19 protein-coding genes are annotated in these 16,563 nt (G+C 60.6%); 14 read left to right on the top strand and 5 right to left on the bottom strand.

Annotated features, from left to right (window positions below; genetic code table 11):
* The first annotated feature begins 46 nt into the window (after positions 1-46).
* The 6 genes from HX790_RS04690 to HX790_RS04665 all read left to right on the top strand — a co-directional run bounded on the left by HX790_RS04690 (position 47) and on the right by HX790_RS04665 (position 4,375).
* On the top strand, positions 47-763 hold the full coding sequence (locus HX790_RS04690; RefSeq protein WP_026013712.1) for a TetR/AcrR family transcriptional regulator: 717 nt from the start codon (positions 47-49) through the stop codon (positions 761-763).
* A gap of 57 nt (positions 764-820) precedes the next feature.
* Entirely contained in the window at positions 821-1,381 is a 561-nt protein-coding gene (locus HX790_RS04685) for a hypothetical protein (protein WP_017137103.1), read from the top strand.
* Positions 1,382-1,402: 21 nt separating this feature from the next.
* Entirely contained in the window at positions 1,403-2,680 is a 1,278-nt protein-coding gene (locus HX790_RS04680; protein ID WP_017137104.1) for a flavohemoglobin expression-modulating QEGLA motif protein, read from the top strand.
* Between the two features lie 174 nt (positions 2,681-2,854).
* Positions 2,855-3,760 carry an alpha/beta hydrolase gene (locus HX790_RS04675; RefSeq protein WP_176991291.1) on the top strand — a complete coding sequence of 302 codons (906 nt, stop codon included), beginning with the start codon at positions 2,855-2,857 and terminating at the stop codon, positions 3,758-3,760.
* Entirely contained in the window at positions 3,757-4,083 is a 327-nt protein-coding gene (locus HX790_RS04670) for a hypothetical protein (protein ID WP_017137106.1), read from the top strand. The genes HX790_RS04675 and HX790_RS04670 overlap by 4 nt, the downstream gene beginning before the upstream one ends.
* A 118-nt stretch (positions 4,084-4,201) precedes the next feature.
* On the top strand, positions 4,202-4,375 hold the full coding sequence (locus HX790_RS04665) for a hypothetical protein (RefSeq protein WP_157786501.1): 174 nt from the start codon (positions 4,202-4,204) through the stop codon (positions 4,373-4,375).
* Between the two features lie 50 nt (positions 4,376-4,425).
* On the opposite strand, the gene HX790_RS04660 is transcribed toward HX790_RS04665, so the two are convergent.
* From HX790_RS04660 to HX790_RS04650, 3 genes are all read right to left on the bottom strand, one after another.
* Complete coding sequence (locus HX790_RS04660) at positions 4,426-5,211, bottom strand: OmpA family protein (RefSeq protein ID WP_017137108.1); 786 nt, start codon at positions 5,209-5,211, stop codon at positions 4,426-4,428.
* A gap of 55 nt (positions 5,212-5,266) precedes the next feature.
* A complete protein-coding gene (locus tag HX790_RS04655) occupies positions 5,267-5,692 on the bottom strand; it encodes a DUF4398 domain-containing protein (protein WP_017137109.1) in 426 nt (141 codons plus the stop codon).
* A gap of 283 nt (positions 5,693-5,975) precedes the next feature.
* The gene (locus tag HX790_RS04650; protein WP_099548541.1) at positions 5,976-6,320 is read right to left on the bottom strand and encodes a pilin assembly protein; all 345 of its coding nucleotides are present in this window, start codon (positions 6,318-6,320) and stop codon (positions 5,976-5,978) included.
* Between the two features lie 184 nt (positions 6,321-6,504).
* On the opposite strand from HX790_RS04650, the gene ppc reads away from it, so the two are divergent.
* The 6 genes from ppc to HX790_RS04620 all read left to right on the top strand — a co-directional run bounded on the left by ppc (position 6,505) and on the right by HX790_RS04620 (position 13,106).
* Positions 6,505-9,132 carry a phosphoenolpyruvate carboxylase gene (ppc, locus tag HX790_RS04645; protein ID WP_176991290.1) on the top strand — a complete coding sequence of 876 codons (2,628 nt, stop codon included), beginning with the start codon at positions 6,505-6,507 and terminating at the stop codon, positions 9,130-9,132.
* A gap of 280 nt (positions 9,133-9,412) precedes the next feature.
* Positions 9,413-10,060 (top strand): adenylate kinase, encoded by a 648-nt coding sequence (gene adk, locus HX790_RS04640; RefSeq protein WP_017137112.1) that lies wholly within the window; start codon positions 9,413-9,415, stop codon positions 10,058-10,060.
* Positions 10,061-10,150: 90 nt separating this feature from the next.
* The gene (gene tsaB, locus HX790_RS04635) at positions 10,151-10,834 is read left to right on the top strand and encodes a tRNA (adenosine(37)-N6)-threonylcarbamoyltransferase complex dimerization subunit type 1 TsaB (protein WP_017137113.1); all 684 of its coding nucleotides are present in this window, start codon (positions 10,151-10,153) and stop codon (positions 10,832-10,834) included.
* Between the two features lie 254 nt (positions 10,835-11,088).
* Entirely contained in the window at positions 11,089-11,391 is a 303-nt protein-coding gene (locus HX790_RS04630; RefSeq protein ID WP_176991289.1) for a hypothetical protein, read from the top strand.
* The gene (locus tag HX790_RS04625) at positions 11,391-12,251 is read left to right on the top strand and encodes a DUF72 domain-containing protein (RefSeq protein WP_099548543.1); all 861 of its coding nucleotides are present in this window, start codon (positions 11,391-11,393) and stop codon (positions 12,249-12,251) included. Before HX790_RS04630 ends, HX790_RS04625 begins: the two co-directional genes overlap by 1 nt.
* 27 nt (positions 12,252-12,278) lie before the next feature.
* Complete coding sequence (locus HX790_RS04620) at positions 12,279-13,106, top strand: isocitrate lyase/phosphoenolpyruvate mutase family protein (RefSeq protein WP_138451327.1); 828 nt, start codon at positions 12,279-12,281, stop codon at positions 13,104-13,106.
* A 1-nt stretch (position 13,107) separates the two neighbouring features.
* On the opposite strand, the gene HX790_RS04615 is transcribed toward HX790_RS04620, so the two are convergent.
* Positions 13,108-13,728, bottom strand: coding sequence for an energy transducer TonB (locus HX790_RS04615; protein ID WP_176991288.1), 621 nt, complete (start codon positions 13,726-13,728; stop codon positions 13,108-13,110).
* Positions 13,729-13,824: 96 nt separating this feature from the next.
* On the opposite strand from HX790_RS04615, the gene HX790_RS04610 reads away from it, so the two are divergent.
* Positions 13,825-14,607, top strand: coding sequence for a class I SAM-dependent methyltransferase (locus HX790_RS04610; RefSeq protein ID WP_017137118.1), 783 nt, complete (start codon positions 13,825-13,827; stop codon positions 14,605-14,607).
* Positions 14,608-14,729: 122 nt separating this feature from the next.
* Here the strand turns inward: HX790_RS04610 and HX790_RS04605 are convergent, their stop codons facing one another.
* Entirely contained in the window at positions 14,730-15,365 is a 636-nt protein-coding gene (locus HX790_RS04605; protein WP_017137119.1) for a TetR/AcrR family transcriptional regulator, read from the bottom strand.
* Positions 15,366-15,458: 93 nt separating this feature from the next.
* On the opposite strand from HX790_RS04605, the gene HX790_RS04600 reads away from it, so the two are divergent.
* Positions 15,459-16,559 (top strand): efflux RND transporter periplasmic adaptor subunit, encoded by a 1,101-nt coding sequence (locus HX790_RS04600; RefSeq protein ID WP_176991287.1) that lies wholly within the window; start codon positions 15,459-15,461, stop codon positions 16,557-16,559.
* The last annotated feature ends 4 nt before the right edge of the window (positions 16,560-16,563 follow it).

Raw genomic sequence — 16,563 nt, 5'->3', positions numbered from 1 at the left:
ATGCAGCCCGTGACGCTCCGCATAACTCATTAAAGGAAGATCTGTCGTGAACCGCGTAATGGCTCAAGAAGGCGCCGCCGGCATTGCTGCTGCCGTGGCTGATAGTGTCCAGTACCAGGGCCGCAAGGCCAGCCGTCGAGGCAGCGAGCAACGCCGGCAAGACATTCTCGATGCGGCCATGCGCATCGTCGTGCGTGATGGGGTACGCGGTGTGCGCCATCGCGCGGTGGCAGCAGAGGCCGGCGTGCCGTTGTCGGCCACCACCTATTACTTCAAGGACATTGATGACCTGCTCACCGATACCTTCGCCCAATACGTGGAGCGCAGCGCTGCCTTCATGGGCAAGCTGTGGGTGCGCAATGAAGGCCTGCTGCGCGAGATGGTCGCCTATGGCGATGGCAGCCCGCAGTCACGCTCACAACTGGCCGATGACATTGCACGGCTGACCGCCGACTACGTGATGCGCCAACTGACCAATCGCCGCGAACACTTGATGGCCGAACAGGCCTTTCGCCAGGAAGCCTTGCTTAACCCGCGCCTGGCTGAGCTGGTGCGCTCGCACCAGCAGATTCTGTTGCAGGGCACCGGGCAGTTTTTCCAGGTATTGGGTTCCCGCGAGCCGCAACAGGATGCCAGAGTGTTGACGGCGATAATCGGTCGGATGGAATATCAGGGCCTGCTCGGCGGCCCTGAGCCTCTGACGGGTGAAGAGATGCTTGAGATTCTCAAGCGTTACATGCATTTGGTGTTGGCCTCGGTCTAGCCCCGTGCGCAATCTGCTTTATGTGGGAGCCAGCTCCCACACTTGATGGGGTGCCCAATGAAAGCCTGGCGTGTCATTGCAATCGCCTTGTCGTTCCTGCTGCTCAGCGGTTGCCTGGTCACCTTCAAGGACCCGCTGCCGGCCAGTGAAGCCGCGCCCGACGCCTTGCTCGGCCACTGGTCAAGTAAAAACGCCTGGGGCGAACCGCTGAATCTGCAGATCACCCGTGTCGATCAGCAGCATTACAAGGCCGTGAGCTACCCTAAAGCCAAGCCGGGCCAGCGTGATGAGTACCTGTTTACGGTGTCGCGCCATGGCAACCGCTGGTACCTTTCTGCGCCGTTGCCGGCGGCCTTGGGTGGCAATTACTTCCTGGCCGGTTTTGACTTTGAAGGTAAGGGCGACAAAACGCGTGAATTGGTGGTCTACAACCTCGACCTTGAGCAGATCCATCAAGCCATAGGCCAAAATGCCTTGCGCGGCAGCACCGTGGAAACCGTCGAAGGTGACGGCGTGCGGGTCGACAGCCCCATGGACCAGGTATTTGCCTATCTGGATGACCCGGCCAATGCCGATGTGTTCGTTGAAGCCGTGCGCTACCGGCGCGCGGGCAAATAACGTTTAAAGAGGAAGCACCGGGTGGACGATTACCAGCAGACGATACGCACCTTGTCCGATCGCATTGTGCTGGCACAAACACCGATTCGCGTCCTCGACGCCGTGAAGTGGGACGAGAACATTCGCCAGGGCTTTCTCAAGGCCAAGGGCAAGGCCATGCCGGCCGTGGACCGCGATTACTACCTGGGCCGGCCGCTGTCGTTTGACTCCAGCGCGGTGAAGCTGGAGTTCCAGAACATCGAGCGCGACATCACCCGTCGTCTCGGCCAGTTCAGCCCGGTGGGGCAGATCATGCGCCGCATGTGCCGCGAGTACCGCATGGTGGTGCGCATGCTCGAAGCGCGGGGCACCGAGGACTTCGGCCTGATTTCCCAGGAACTCTACGGCGCCGCCTCGGACGCGTTCCACGCCGGTGACCCGACGCTGGCCGACCTGGGCCTGATGATGTCCGACTACCTCAACCAGATCGACGGCCGTGGCGACCTCAAGGACGAAGCCAAGACGCTCACGGCCAAGCATGCCGTGGCCTTGCTGCAAACCCGTTTGAACAAGGTGTTCGGTGAGGCCGAAGAGACCATCCGCGTCTTCGAGTCCGACGGTATCGTCGCCGATGCGGCGGCGGGCGCCGACTACATCAAGATCCGCGCCGACGCGATGTTCAACGAGCGTGATGTGCGCGCGCTGGAAGTGCACGAAGGCCTGGTGCACGTCGGCACCACGCTCAATGGCCAGAACCAGCCGATCTGCACCTTTCTGTCCAAAGGGCCGCCCTCGTCAACGGTGACCCAGGAAGGCCTGGCGATTCTGATGGAGATCATCACCTTTGCCTCCTACCCCAGCCGCCTGCGCAAACTGACCAACCGCACCCGCGCCATCCATATGGTCGAAGAGGGCGCCGACTTCCTGCAGGTATTCGAGTTCTTCCGCGAGCAAGGCTTTGAGATGGCCGAAAGCTATGGCAATGCCAGCCGAGTGTTCCGTGGTTCGACGCCGACCGGTCTGCCGTTTACCAAGGACTTGTCCTACCTCAAGGGCTTTATCATGGTTTACAACTACATCCAGTTGGCCGTGCGCAAAGGCAAGTTGGAACAAGTGCCGCTGCTGTTCTGCGGCAAGACCACCCTGGAAGACATGCGCACCTTGCGCCAACTGGTCGACGAAGGCCTGGTGGTGCCACCCAAGTACCTGCCCGAGCAGTTTCGCGACATGAACGCCCTGGCGGCGTGGATGTGCTTCTCCAACTTCCTCAACCACCTGAGCCTGGACCGGATCGAGGCGGATTACTCGAATATCCTGTAGAGATTTCCCTGACACAACCGAATCAAAAAGGTGGGAGCTGGCTTGCCTGCGATAGCGGTGTATCAGTCACCGCTGTTTTAACTGAAAGACCGCTATCGCAGGCAAGCCAGCTCCCACATTTGATCTCATTGGTTCTTGAGAAATGAGTACAACCTATCAGCGAGGCTTCAACGGATGAGAATCCTCGGCATTCTTTGCCTGCTACTCACTTTAAACGGCTGCAGCTCACTGCTGTTCTACCCCGAACCCGGCCTGCCGTTCACGCCGGAAAAAGCCCACCTGGCCTATCGCGACGTCACCCTCACCACCGCCGACGGCGTAAAGCTGCATGCCTGGTGGCTGCCGGCCAAACCCGGTGTGCCGCTCAAAGGCACGATGCTGCACCTGCACGGCAATGGCGGCAACCTGGCCTGGCACCTGGGCGGCAGTTGGTGGTTGCCGGAGCAGGGCTATCAAGTGCTGCTGCTGGACTATCGCGGTTATGGCCTGTCTGAAGGCAAGCCGTCACTGCCGGCGGTGTATCAGGACATCGATGCGGCATTCGGCTGGATCGACAAGGCCCCTGAAACCCAAGGCCAGCCGCTGATCGTGTTGGGCCAGAGCCTGGGCGGTGCGCTGGCGGTGCATTACTTGGCGGCACACCCGCAGCGTCAAGCCCAGCTCAAGGCTCTGGTTCTGGACGGCGTGCCCGCCAGTTATCGTGACGTAGGACAATTTGCCCTCAGCACCTCCTGGTTAACATGGCCGTTTCAGGTGCCGCTGTCGTGGCTGGTGCCCGACGCCGACAGTGCGATCAATGCCATGCCCCAGCTTACCGGCGTGCCCAAGCTGTTGTTCCACAGCCTGGATGACCCGATTGTGCCGGTGGCCAACGGCATTCGCCTGTATCAGGCCGCGCCGCCACCGAGGGTATTGCAGTTGACCCGTGGCGGCCATGTGCAGACCTTTGCCGACAAGACCTGGCAAACCGTGATGCTGCGCTATCTGGACGACCCGCAGCACTTCAATGGCCTGCGCCGCCTGGGCGAGATACCGAATTACCCTATTCCTAAAGTTGATTCATCAGAGAGCCCGCAATGAGCGAAGAACGCAACATGATCCCGCTGATCCTCACCGGCATCGGCACCATCATCGGCACCGTCGGCTGCCTGTGGTTTTACGGCTACTTGCACTTCGCCAAGCCGGAAGATGCCTTGTTGCTCAGCGACTTCACCATGCTCAAGACCGTGCCGGGCGAGGACTACAAGGTATCGCTGACTCCGGCTGCGCAGGTGGCGCAATGCATTGATGGCGTATTGGTGATGTTTGATACCGAACAGAAAGGCTTGAGCGGCGTACTGGTCAATAACAAGAAACAAGCCGTGCGTTGCATGGGCCAGGAAACCCCGCAACTTCAAGAGTAAAGCGCTTCAATGCAGCGATACTGAAATATCTGGAACCGTATTCCGTAGGATGCCACTTAAGGGCTTGTCAGCGCTGCTGATGGATAACTTATGAATGGCCAGCCAAGGGAGAGTTACGGTGAATATTGCTGCGATAGACAGGATGTTGGATATGGCCCGGGCGCAGCAAAGTTTGGATGAGTTCAGCGAGTGGGACGCAGAGCTTTCCCAAAAGGAGCAGGACGAAACCAGGCGGCGCACGGAGTTCGAGCTGGCGGGCGGCGACGACAGCAACCGTCAGATCCAATTCTGAAGCAAAAAAAACCACCGTTTCCGGTGGTTTTTTCATCCTGCGTCAATCAATCAGTTAGCAACGGAAGAGCGTGGCTTGACTGGCTGGTTGTCGTTGGAGATGGTCACTTCAACGCGGCGGTTCATGGCACGGCCCGAAACGCTGCCGTTGTCGGCAACCGGGTATTCCTTGCCGTAACCCTGGGTCACGATGCGCGAGATATCCACGCCTTGTTGAGCCAGTGCACGTTGTACCGAAGCGGCACGACGCTCGGACAGGCTCTGGTTGTACGAGTCCGAACCGGTGCTGTCGGTGTAGCCTTCGACGATCACTTTACGGTCCGGGTTGTCGCGCAGGAACTGAGCCAGTTTGGTGATGTTCACCAGGCCACTGGATTTCAGGTCGGACTTATTGGTGGCGAACAGCACGTCACCGAAGGTCACCAGAGTGCCGCGATCAGTCTGCTTGGCGTTCAAGCTGTCTTGCAGTTGCTTGATCTGTGCATCACGGGCTTGCAGCAGGGCGCGAGCACGTTCGTCGCCGGCGTTTTTCAGCTTGGCTTCGGATTCACGCAGCGAGATGGTGTCTTTGGCCACTTCCACACGCTGGTTGGTCAGGTAGGCCAGTTGGTCGACCTTCTTCTCGTCTTCCTTGTCGCGGTAGGCCTTGTCAGCCTTGTCCAGCCAATCCTGCGCGTCCTTGGTCTCCAGCGCCGCTACCTTGGTGGCTTGCGGGTTGGATTGCAGGGCCGAGAAGTTGGTACGTGCGTTTTCCAGGTTCTGGTTCGGCGGGGTGGAGCACGCCGCCAGAGCAACGCTCATCGCCAGCAGGGCAGGGATCATCAATTGTTTACGCATAGTCGTGTCGTCCTTTCAATTCGATATCGGGTGCAGTGCAATCAGTGGCGGCGGCTTATTGCTGTTTGATAACAGCCGGGCGCATGCCTTCCTGACGCAGTTCCTGCACAGCTTTCTGGGAATCCTTCACAGCCTGGTCAGCCTTGGCAGCCTGGGCCTTGCGCTCTGCGACTCGGGCATCCCACTCGGCTTGCTCAGCCAGTTGACGCGCTTTGTCGTAGTTTTTGTCATGCATGGCCAGTTCGGCAGCTTTGAGCTTGTCCTGGGCCGACTTCATTTCTACCGCTGCGTACTCGGTGCCGCCGGCGCTGACTGCGCTGTTTACGGCGGACTGGGTCACGGCGTATTGCTCGGTCGGAGGGTTGCCGGCGCAGCCCGCCAGAACGAAGCTGGTGCCGATTGCCAGCGCGGCCAATTTCAGCCCGCGCAGATGGTTAAACGAGGATTTGGCAGTGCTGGTCTTCATCGTCTTCAACTCCATTGGATAACTCCTGAAAAAATCAAAATCCACTTCATTGGTTGGCGGTTGCAGGCTCGGCGGTAAAGCACCTAATGCCCTTTTCAAACGGCCGTTCCAAGTGATGGCTTACTGGTTGTGACCGGAGCGTTTTTTCAAAAGTTCAGCGGAGATGGCGATTTGCCTAAAAAAATATCTGACTGTTTGGTCAGCGTTTAAAAGTTTGAACTTTCGCGTTGCGCAGAGGTACTCCGAGCCTCTGTGAGGCCCGGAATACAGGGGTTAAACGGGGGGTGTCGAAGGTTTGTCAGTGTTGCTGTTTATCGGCGGTGGCTGATAAATCATGCAGATAGCGGCGTGACAGAGTCAGAAAGCGCGGCGTCGGGCCGACGTCCTCGTACAGTGGGTCACCCTCTTCATCGGTGGCGATCACATGCTGGCCCTTGATGTAGGGGAAGCTCGCTTCCAGCTCTTCAAGGGCCGCGCCGATCAGTTCGCCGAGCAATTCTTCGGTGCTGCGCTTGGGGTACATCTCGGCGATAGCGGCCAGGCGCGCAGCGGACTCGACGTCCAAGTGGATCGCGTACTCGGTTTTGGTCAGGCGACCCTTCGCGTTCTCTTCCCAATGTTGGGCCAGTTCTCGAATTTTCATGGCAACCTCAATAAGCCCGCGATGGCAGGCGGTGATGGGTGTCCAGTCGCCTGCGTGGGTAACACGACGACTCACTGTTGAGACTAGCTGCAAGTCGCAAGGTTTAAAGTGTCTTGTCAGAAACTGACGCGGGCGGCACTCTGGAAGGCCTGCGCGTCCCGGATTTCTGGCTGGAGATTGGCTGATGAGTGATATCGATGCACGCTTGCGTGAGGATGTTCACCTGCTGGGTGAGCTGCTGGGCAACACCATTCGAGAACAGTACGGCGATGCTTTTCTCGACAAGATCGAGCAGATCCGTAAAGGCGCCAAGGCTGACAGACGAGGTGCTGGCGATGAGCTGAGCACCCGCCTCAATCAGTTACAGGAAGATGAATTGCTGCCCGTGGCCCGGGCCTTCAACCAGTTTCTCAACCTGGCCAATATCGCCGAGCAGTACCAACTGATCCATCGGCGCGATGAATCGCAACCAGCGCCCTTCGAGTCTCGCGTATTACCGGAGTTGCTGGCGCGCCTGCAAAGCGAAGGTCACAGCAATGAGTCCCTGGCCCGTCAGTTGGCGCGCCTGGAGATTGAGCTGGTGCTCACCGCCCACCCGACCGAAGTGGCGCGCCGCACCTTGATCCAGAAATACGATGCGATTGCCGCACAGCTGGCGTTGCAGGATCACCGCGACCTCACCAGCGCCGAGCGCGAGCAGATCCGCCAGCGCTTGCAGCGGCTGATCGCCGAAGCCTGGCACACTGAAGAGATCCGCCGCATCCGGCCCACGCCGGTAGACGAAGCCAAGTGGGGCTTTGCGGTGATCGAGCATTCGCTGTGGCATGCCATTCCCAATTATTTGCGCAAGGCCGACCAGGCCTTGCACGCCGCCACGGGCCTGCGCCTGCCACTTGAGGCGGCGCCGATCCGCTTTGCTTCGTGGATGGGCGGCGACCGTGACGGCAACCCGAATGTCACCGCGCCGGTCACCCGCGAAGTGTTGCTGCTGGCGCGCTGGATGGCGGCGGATCTGTACCTGCGAGATGTCGATCATCTGGCCTCTGAGCTGTCGATGCAGCAGGCCAGCCCTGCATTGCAGGCCAAGGTCGGTGATAGCGTCGAACCTTACCGTGCCTTGCTCAAGCAACTGCGCGAACGCCTGCGCGCCACGCGCCAATGGGCGCATACCTCACTTACCGCCAGCACGCCTGCGCCTGCCGATGTGTTGCAAAACAACCGCGACCTGCTCGACCCGTTGGAGCTGTGCTACCAGTCGCTGCATGAGTGCGGCATGGGCGTGATCGCTGATGGCCCGTTGCTCGACTGCCTGCGCCGTGCCGTGACCTTCGGTTTGTTCCTGGTGCGCCTGGACGTGCGTCAGGATTCCAGTCGTCACTCGGCGGCCATGACCGAAATCACTGATTACCTGGGCTTGGGCCGTTATGAAGACTGGGACGAAGAAGCGCGCATCAGCTTCCTGAGCAAAGAGCTGACCAATCGCCGACCGCTGCTGCCGGGTTATTTCAAACCGTCGGCAGACACCGCCGAAGTGTTGAACACCTGCAAGGAAGTCGCCGCCGCACCGGCTGCATCACTCGGTTCTTATGTCATTTCCATGGCGGGTGCCGCGTCGGATGTGCTGGCCGTGCAACTGTTGCTTAAAGAGTCGGGCGTGCAACGGCCGATGCGCGTGGTGCCGCTGTTTGAAACCCTGGCCGACCTGGATAACGCCGGGCCGGTGATGGAGCGTCTGCTGCAATTGCCGGGTTATCGCGCGCGCTTGCAAGGCCCGCAGGAAGTGATGATTGGCTATTCGGACTCGGCCAAGGACGCCGGCACCACCGCCGCTGCCTGGGCACAGTACCGGGCGCAGGAACGGCTGGTGGATATCTGTCGCGAGCAACAGGTGGAGTTGCTGTTGTTCCATGGTCGCGGCGGCACCGTTGGTCGTGGCGGCGGCCCGGCGCATGCGGCGATCCTGTCGCAGCCGCCAGGCTCGGTGGCGGGGCGTTTCCGTACGACCGAACAAGGCGAGATGATCCGCTTCAAGTTCGGCCTGCCGGACATTGCCGAGCAGAACCTCAACCTTTATCTGGCTGCCGTGCTCGAAGCCACGCTGCTGCCACCGCCGCCACCTGAGCCGGCCTGGCGGCATCTGATGGATGAATTGGCAGCAGACGGTGTCAGTGCTTACCGCGCCGTGGTGCGGGAAAATCCGCAGTTCGTCGAGTACTTCCGCCAGTCCACACCCGAGCAGGAGCTGGGCCGCTTGCCATTGGGCAGTCGCCCGGCCAAGCGCCGTGCGGGCGGTATCGAGAGCCTGCGCGCGATTCCGTGGATCTTCGGCTGGACCCAAACCCGCCTGATGCTGCCCGCCTGGCTTGGTTGGGAAGCGGCATTAAGCAAGGCGCTGGAGCGTGGCGAAGGTGAGTTGCTCGGCCAGATGCGCGAGCAATGGCCGTTCTTTCGCACCCGCATTGATATGCTGGAAATGGTGCTGGCCAAGGCAGATGCCGATATTGCGCGGCTGTATGACGAGCGTTTGGTGCAGCCGGACCTGCTGCCATTGGGTGCGCACTTACGCGACCTATTGTCGCAGGCGTGCGACGTGGTACTTGGCCTGACCGGCCAGTCGCAACTGCTGGCCCATAGCCCGGACACGCTTGAGTTCATTCGCCTGCGCAACACCTACCTCGACCCGCTGCACCTGTTGCAGGCCGAATTACTGGCACGCTCGCGCCAGCAGGAGGCGGCGCAGGACAGCCCTCTGGAACAGGCGCTGCTGGTGTCTGTAGCCGGTATTGCCGCCGGTTTGCGCAACACTGGCTGAGGTTTTCTGCGTGTTCTCAATGGCTTGCAGATAAACAACGACGGCCGCCCGGAAACGGGCGGTCGGCGTTTAGGAGGCGGGGTTGCACTCAGGCACACCCTACCTATGACTGCATGGCGGGCGCGGTTCTTGCGACTTTTGGCGGCTTGTATGGATAGAGCCCGCTGTGTATCTTGATCAGCCTTTGGCCGTTTGATCGGCCAGGACCCACATTTTTACGAGATTGGCCCCACGCGGCGAATCCGAGCGTCATCTCTATAAAAAATTGAGGAGCACATCGATGCGCGTCATTCTGCTGGGAGCTCCCGGGGCCGGTAAAGGTACTCAGGCAAAGTTCATCACTGAAAAATTCGGCATTCCACAAATCTCCACCGGTGACATGCTGCGTGCCGCCGTCAAGGCCGGCACCGAGCTGGGCCTGATCGCCAAGAGCGTAATGGACAGCGGCGGCCTGGTCTCCGATGACCTGATCATCAACCTGGTCAAGGAACGCATCAGCCAGGAAGACTGCACGAACGGTTTCCTGTTCGACGGTTTCCCACGCACCATTCCCCAGGCTGAAGCCTTGGTGAAAGCCGGCGTTGAGCTGGACGCTGTGGTTGAAATCGCAGTTGAAGACGAAGAAATCGTTCAGCGTATTGCGGGCCGTCGCGTTCACGAAGGCTCGGGCCGCGTGTACCACATCGTCTACAACCCGCCAAAGGTTGAAGGTAAAGACGATGTGACCGGTGAAGACCTGGTACAGCGTAAGGACGACACCGAAGAAACCGTGCGCCATCGCCTGTCGGTCTACCATTCGCAGACCAAGCCGCTGGTGGATTTCTACCAGAAGCTTTCGGCTGCCCAAGGCAAGCCGAAGTACAGCCACATCCCTGGCGTGGGTTCGGTAGAATCCATCACTGCCAAGGTGCTTGAAGCACTGAGCTGATCCTTCGATCGGCTTTGCGTACAACGGCCCGCTTGCGGGCCGTTGTTGTTTATACTGGCGCACTTTTTTTCGACTTGGACACCTACACCGATGAGCACCCTGCTGGCCCTGGACACCGCGACTGAAGCTTGCTCCGTCGCCTTGCTGCACGATGGCAAGGTAACGAGCCACTACGAGGTGATCCCGCGTCTGCATGCGCAGAAGCTGTTGCCGATGATCAAGCAACTGCTGGAAGAGGCGGGCACCACGCTGTCTGCCGTGGACGCGATTGCTTTCGGGCGTGGCCCGGGCGCCTTTACCGGCGTGCGTATTGCCATTGGTGTGGTGCAGGGCCTGGCCTTTGCGCTGGAGCGCCCGGTGTTGCCGGTGTCCAACCTTGCGGTATTGGCCCAGCGTGCATTGCGTGAACACGGCGCCTCGCAGGTGGCGGCGGCGATTGATGCGCGCATGGATGAAGTGTATTGGGGCTGCTACCGCGAAACTGCTGGCGAAATGCGTCTAGTGGGCGTGGAAGCCGTACAGCCTCCGGAATCGTCGGTGTTGCCTGCTGATGCCAGCGGCGAGTGGTTCGGCGCCGGCACGGGTTGGGGTTACGGTGAGCGCATCGACGTAAAGCTGGCTGGCCAGGATGCAACAATGTTGCCGCATGCCGAAGACTTGCTGACCTTGGCGCGCTTTGCTTTCGAGCGCGGCGAAGCGATTCCTGCTGACCAGGCTGCACCGGTTTACCTGCGCGATAAAGTTGCGCAAACCAAGGCTGAGCGCGGCCTTTAAGTGTGGCGAGGGAGCTTGCTCCCGTCGGGCCGCGAAGCGGCCCCGCTGTTAATAGATCGGGACTGCTGCGCAGTCCAACGGGAGCAAGCTCCCTCGCCACAGTAAGTGCAGCGCACCGGCAAAAATCCCCAATCGTCAGAATTTGCCTCGGTTTGTAAACCTTTTACAAATTATGTGTTCTAGTTATCACCAGAGCATTTGCGCGCTACGGAAAGTGCCGCTAAATTGCCATCATTGATACCGAGTCTGCATGTATGCGTATAGACGGCTTTTCCTCACAGTCCTACCCACTCAAGCGTAAGCCGCGCAAGGCGAACGTCACGGTAGACGAGTCCGTCGAAGATTCGCCGGACTTCATCGAGGTTCAGTCAGAGTCGCAACCCAGTGCCCAAGGTTCTGGCGCTGCACGCATCAGAGGCCTTCCTGCCCGTCAGCAAGACATGGTCTTCCCCCGTTCCATGAGCAAAAGCGTTGCCACCGCCCTGGCCAGCTACCTGACCACCGCCGGCTTTGTCGAATGGGATATGGAAGTGCTGGGTCTCGACATCCACATCTGATGCGCCTGCCTTACTACATCGGCTGCCCGTCCTGGAGTGAAAACGCCTGGCGCGAGTACCTGTACCCGGCCGATGCCCGTTCCAGCGACTACCTTGCCCTGTATTCCCAGGTCTTTAACGCCGTTGAAGGCAACACCACCTTTTATGCCCGCCCCTCGGCCGCCACGGTGCAGCGCTGGGCTGAAATCATGCCTGAGGGTTTTCGTTTCACCGCCAAATTCCCCGGAGATATCAGCCACGGCGGCGACTTGCGCGAGCAATTGCCGGCAGCGGAAAGTTTTGTCGGCTTGATGAGCCCTTTGGGCGAGCGGGTTTCGCCGCTGTGGTTGCAATTGTCGGCGAGCTTTTCGCCGCAACGCCTGGGCGAACTGGCGGGTTTCATTGACGGCCTGGAACGCCCGCTGGCCGTGGAAGTGCGTCACCCTGAGTTCTTCGCCAAGGGCGATGCCGAGCGCAGGCTCAACCGGCTGTTGCGCGACCGTGGCGTGGAGCGTATTTGCCTCGATCCACGTGCGCTGTTCAGTTGCACTTCAACGTCGGCGGCCGTGCTGCACGCCCAATCGAAAAAGCCCAAGGTACCAACACGGCCGGCGGCGTTGACTCAATTTCCCCAGGTGCGCTTCATCGGCCATCCGGAACTGGAGGCCAATGACCCGTTCCTGGTCCCGTGGGTAGAAAAAATTGCTGGCTGGATCGAAGAGGGGCGCACGCCTTATGTGTTCCTGCACACCTCGGATAACCGCCTCGCCGCGCAACTGGCGCTGCGCTTTCACCAACAGTTGATGCTGCGTTTGCCGGGGTTGCCAGCGCTGCCAACCTTGCATCGGGAACCCGCAGCGGAGCAACTGGGGTTACTCTAGGGCTCCTTTTTCCGACAGGAGTCAGCCATGGATGCCCAAACCCTTCGCGCCGAAACCTTCAAGGCCTTGCATGAGCGTGACCGCGCATTCGTGATGCCCAACCCGTGGGACGCCGGCTCCGCCATCATGCTCGCCAGCCTGGGTTTTGAGGCGTTGGCCACGACCAGTGCGGGCTATGCGTTCAGCCTCGGGCGACCGGATGCGGAAGGCGCATTATCCCTTGAAGACACCTTGGCCAATGCGTCATCGATCGTGCGGGCCACTGCGCTGCCGGTGGCGGCTGACCTGGAGAACGGCTTCAGCGACACCCCCGAAGGCTGCGCCCAGACCATCCTGCGCGCCGCGGCCAGCGGTATTGTGGGTGGCTCTATCGAAGACGCCACGGGCATTGCGGTCGACCCGATCTATCCGTTTGACCTGTCGGTGGAGCGCGTGGAAGCCGCCGTCGCCGCTGCCCGCAGCTTGCCGTTTGCCTTTACGCTCACCGCCCGTGCAGAAAACCTCCTGCATGGTCGCCCGGATTTGCCTGACACTATTCGCCGCCTGCAAGCCTACGCCGAAGCCGGGGCGGACGTGCTCTACGCTCCCGCCTTGCGCAGTGCCGAAGAAGTGCTCGCGGTGGTCAAGGCGGTGGCGCCCAAACCGGTAAATGTGCTGATGTCCGGTGGTTTGAACCTGAGCGTGGCGCAGTTGAGCGAAATGGGCGTGCGCCGCATCAGTGTCGGCTCAGCCATGGCGCTGGCGGCGTATGGCGAGTTCTATCGGGCGGCGCAGGAGGTGTATGAGCTGGGCACTTTTACCTTCACTGAACGCAAGATGCCGTTCAGCCAGGCCAACGGTTTTTTCAAAGACTGAATCAGGCCGCCAGGCGCAGGTTGTTGAGGATCAGCGGGCGCGCCCAGTGATAATCGAAGTCCAGCGCCTTCTGTTGCGCCACCAGCTCCTCGGCCGGGTAAGGCGTGGCAGGCGGTGGCAGCAGGTCCAGTTCGAATTCGGCAATCGGCAGGTGCAGCGGCTGGGGCTGCGGCGCCGGGCCAGGCTCAGGCGGCGGTTTGCCGGCATTGAGCACAATCGGGCGGACCCAGCCGCTTTCGAAGTTTTGCTGGCGCTGCTGGGCGATGATTTCTTCTGCCGGGAACGGCGTGGCAGGCGGCGGCAGCAGCTCGGTTTCAAATTCGGCGATGGGCAGGAACAGCGGCTCCGGCGGGGCAACCTCGGTGTCGTGTACGTCGCATTCACGCTGGGTGAGGATCTGTGACAACAGGTCGGCGCCTTCGCTGGGTTCTACCGCCGGGTCCCTCGGCGCCGGGGCTTTGGCCGCCAGCGCACCCGGCGTATCGCCAAGCTGCTCGGCCAACGCACGGGCGAAGAAGTCCTGCCACACATGGCTCACCCCAGCCAGCGCTTGAGTATTGCGCAGGCCGTAGTGGTTGTGGGTCGGCAGTACACCGATGGTTAGGGGAAGAATGTCTGACATTTTTCTCGGTCGACGCTCAGCTCTGGCAAAATACCTGACTGTTGTTTTTATCGGCCGTTGTTTGCCGATCCTTAATATTTTTGAGCGTAGCGATTGATGAGCGAACAACCAGCGGCCAGCCGCATTCGGGTCGAGGCTTTGGCCGACGGTTTCAAGGCCCGCGCCGAGCACTGGGCCGCGCAGCTTGGCCTGCCTTTACAGCTGGAGGAGGCGGACTTTTCCCTGCAAGTCGGGGAACACGGCCTGCAACTGCAACAGCTCGGGCCTGACGCGCCGGGGCCGGTGCGCGTGGACTTCGTCGAAGGCGGCGCGGCGCATCGGCGTCTCTACGGCGGTGGCAGCGGGCAGATGATCGCCAAGGCGGTCGGTGTTGCCCAAGGCGTGCGTCCACGGGTGCTGGACGCTACGGCGGGCTTGGGCAAGGACGCGTTCGTACTCGCCAGCCTGGGCTGCGAGATGAGCCTGATCGAGCGTCAGCCGTTGATCGGCGCCTTGCTCGAAGACGGCCTGGCCCGTGGTGCGGACGACTTTGAAGTGGCGCCGATTGTGGCGCGCATGCAGTTGCTCAAAGGCAACTCGATCGAGGTGATGCGCAACTGGGAGGGCGAGCCGCCGCAGGTGATCTACCTGGACCCGATGTTCCCGCACCGTGAGAAAACGGCGCTGGTGAAGAAGGAAATGCGCCTGTTTCGCCCCTTAGTGGGTGATGATCCGGACGCACCGGCCTTACTCGCTGCCGCCTTGGCGTTGGCCAGCCACCGCGTGGTGGTCAAGCGCCCGCGCAAGGCGCCGTGCATTGACGGGCCGAAACCGAGCCATGCGTTGGATGGAAAGTCCAGCCGGTATGACATCTATCCAAAGAAAGCGCTCAAGTCCTGAATCATTGTTGTTCTATCGGGCCTCATCGCAGGCAAGCCAGCTCCCACCTTTTGATTTGCAAACACAGTCAAAGGTGGGAGCTGGCTTGCCTGCGATAGTGCCCGATCAGGCAGCTCAAACCCTCAAGGCCGATACGCCCGCATAAACAACCCCACCACCTCCTGCACATGCGCTTCGGCAGCTTCTTCACTCAGCTGCCCGCCACACCCATACAACAAGCAAAAATTTGCCGTGCCCTTGAGCAGGCAAAAGAAGTGCTCAGCCGCCGTAAATGGTTTGTCGATGCTCAAGGCGCCGCTCTGGTCAATGCGGCTGAGCAGGCGCTCCATGCCTTGCAGCATGCGCATAGGCCCGGCTTCAAAGAAGATCTGCGAGAGTTTCACGTCCTGGTTGCCGGTGGTCATCATCAGGCGGTGCAGGTTCACCGATTCTTCGCTGTTGATCAGCCGATGAAAGCCGCGCGCGATGTTCAGCAGTACGGTGTGCACCGGCATGCCCTCGGGCAACTCGAAATACATCACCGGCAACTGCTCCTCGCACTTGGCCACGACGGCGGCGGTGAACAAGGTCTCTTTATCCGTGAAGTGGCTGTAGACCGTCAGTTTTGACACGCCGGCCTCAAGGGCCACGGCATCCATGCTGGTGCTGGCGTAGCCATTGCTCAAAAACAGGATTTTGGCTGCTTCGAGGATTGCCTGGCGTTTTGCCATGTCCTTGGGACGCCCGGGGCTATTGGTGTTTACAGGATTGTCGGACATTTTCACCTTTAATACTGGACTGGTGAGTTTGGTATTAATAACATACCGGCCAGTATAATTATTCCTAGCTCCATTTGCGAAAGGTCCTTCAGCATGCGCAGTACTTTCCTGCCCCTTGCGTTGCCTGTCAGCCTGATCTTCCTGTTGACCGCCTGCGGTCATGAAGAAGCGGCCCAAACCACCATCCGCCCGGCCATGGTGGTGCAACCGCAGCCGTCGGCGCTGGCGATGGACAGTTTTCCGGGGGAAGTACGCGCCCGTTATGAGCCGGACCTGGCCTTTCGCATCGGCGGCAAAGTCAGTAAGCGCCTGGTGGAGGAGGGCGAGCGGGTCAAGGCCAACCAACCATTGGCAGAGCTCGACCCACAGGACGTGCGCCTGCAACTGGAAGCCACCCGCGCCCAGGTTGCCGCCGCCGAAGCCAACCTGAGCCTGGTGCGCGCCGAACGCGACCGCTACAAGACCCTGATGGACCGTCAGATGGTCAGCCGCTCGCAGTACGACAATTCCGAAAACCTCTACCGAGCAGGTGTTGCACGTCTTAAGCAGATCAAGGCCGAGTTCGACGTATCGAGCAACCAGGCCGGCTATGCCGTGCTGCGTGCGCCCCAGGACGGTGTAGTGGCCAAGCGTGCGGTGGAAGTCGGCCAAGTGGTGGCCGCCGGCCAAACGGTGTTTACCCTGGCCACCGATGGCGAGCGCGAAGTGTTGATCAGCCTGCCCGAGCAAGGCTTTGGCCGCTTCAAGATCGGCCAACCGGTATCGGTGGAGTTGTGGAGCCAGCCCGACCAACGTTTTGCCGGGCGCATTCGTGAGCTCTCACCGGCAGCCGACCCAAAATCCCGCACCTTCGCTGCGCGCGTTGCCTTCACCGGCGGCAAAGTCCCCGCCGAGTTGGGCCAGAGCGCCCGCGTCTTCATCCAGGCTGATGGGATCGTCCCACTGTCAGTGCCGCTGTCGGCCCTGAGCGCGGAGAACGGTGCGTCCTACGTCTGGCGGGTACAGCCGGACAACACGCTCAAACGAACGCCGGTGCGCATCGGTGCTTTCGGTGAAAAAACCGTGCCGGTGCTTGAAGGCTTGGCCCCCACCGATTGGGTGATCGCGGCGGGTGTGCATGTGCTCCATGAGGGCCAGCAAGTGCGCCCGGTGGATCGCGCCAACCGAGTAGTGAATCTGGCGGCCAAGGAGTAGTCCC

Source organism: Pseudomonas sp. IPO3747, assembly GCF_013385245.1.
GTDB lineage: Bacteria > Pseudomonadota > Gammaproteobacteria > Pseudomonadales > Pseudomonadaceae > Aquipseudomonas > Aquipseudomonas edaphica.
This window is presented reverse-complemented; position numbering and strand designations above follow the sequence as displayed.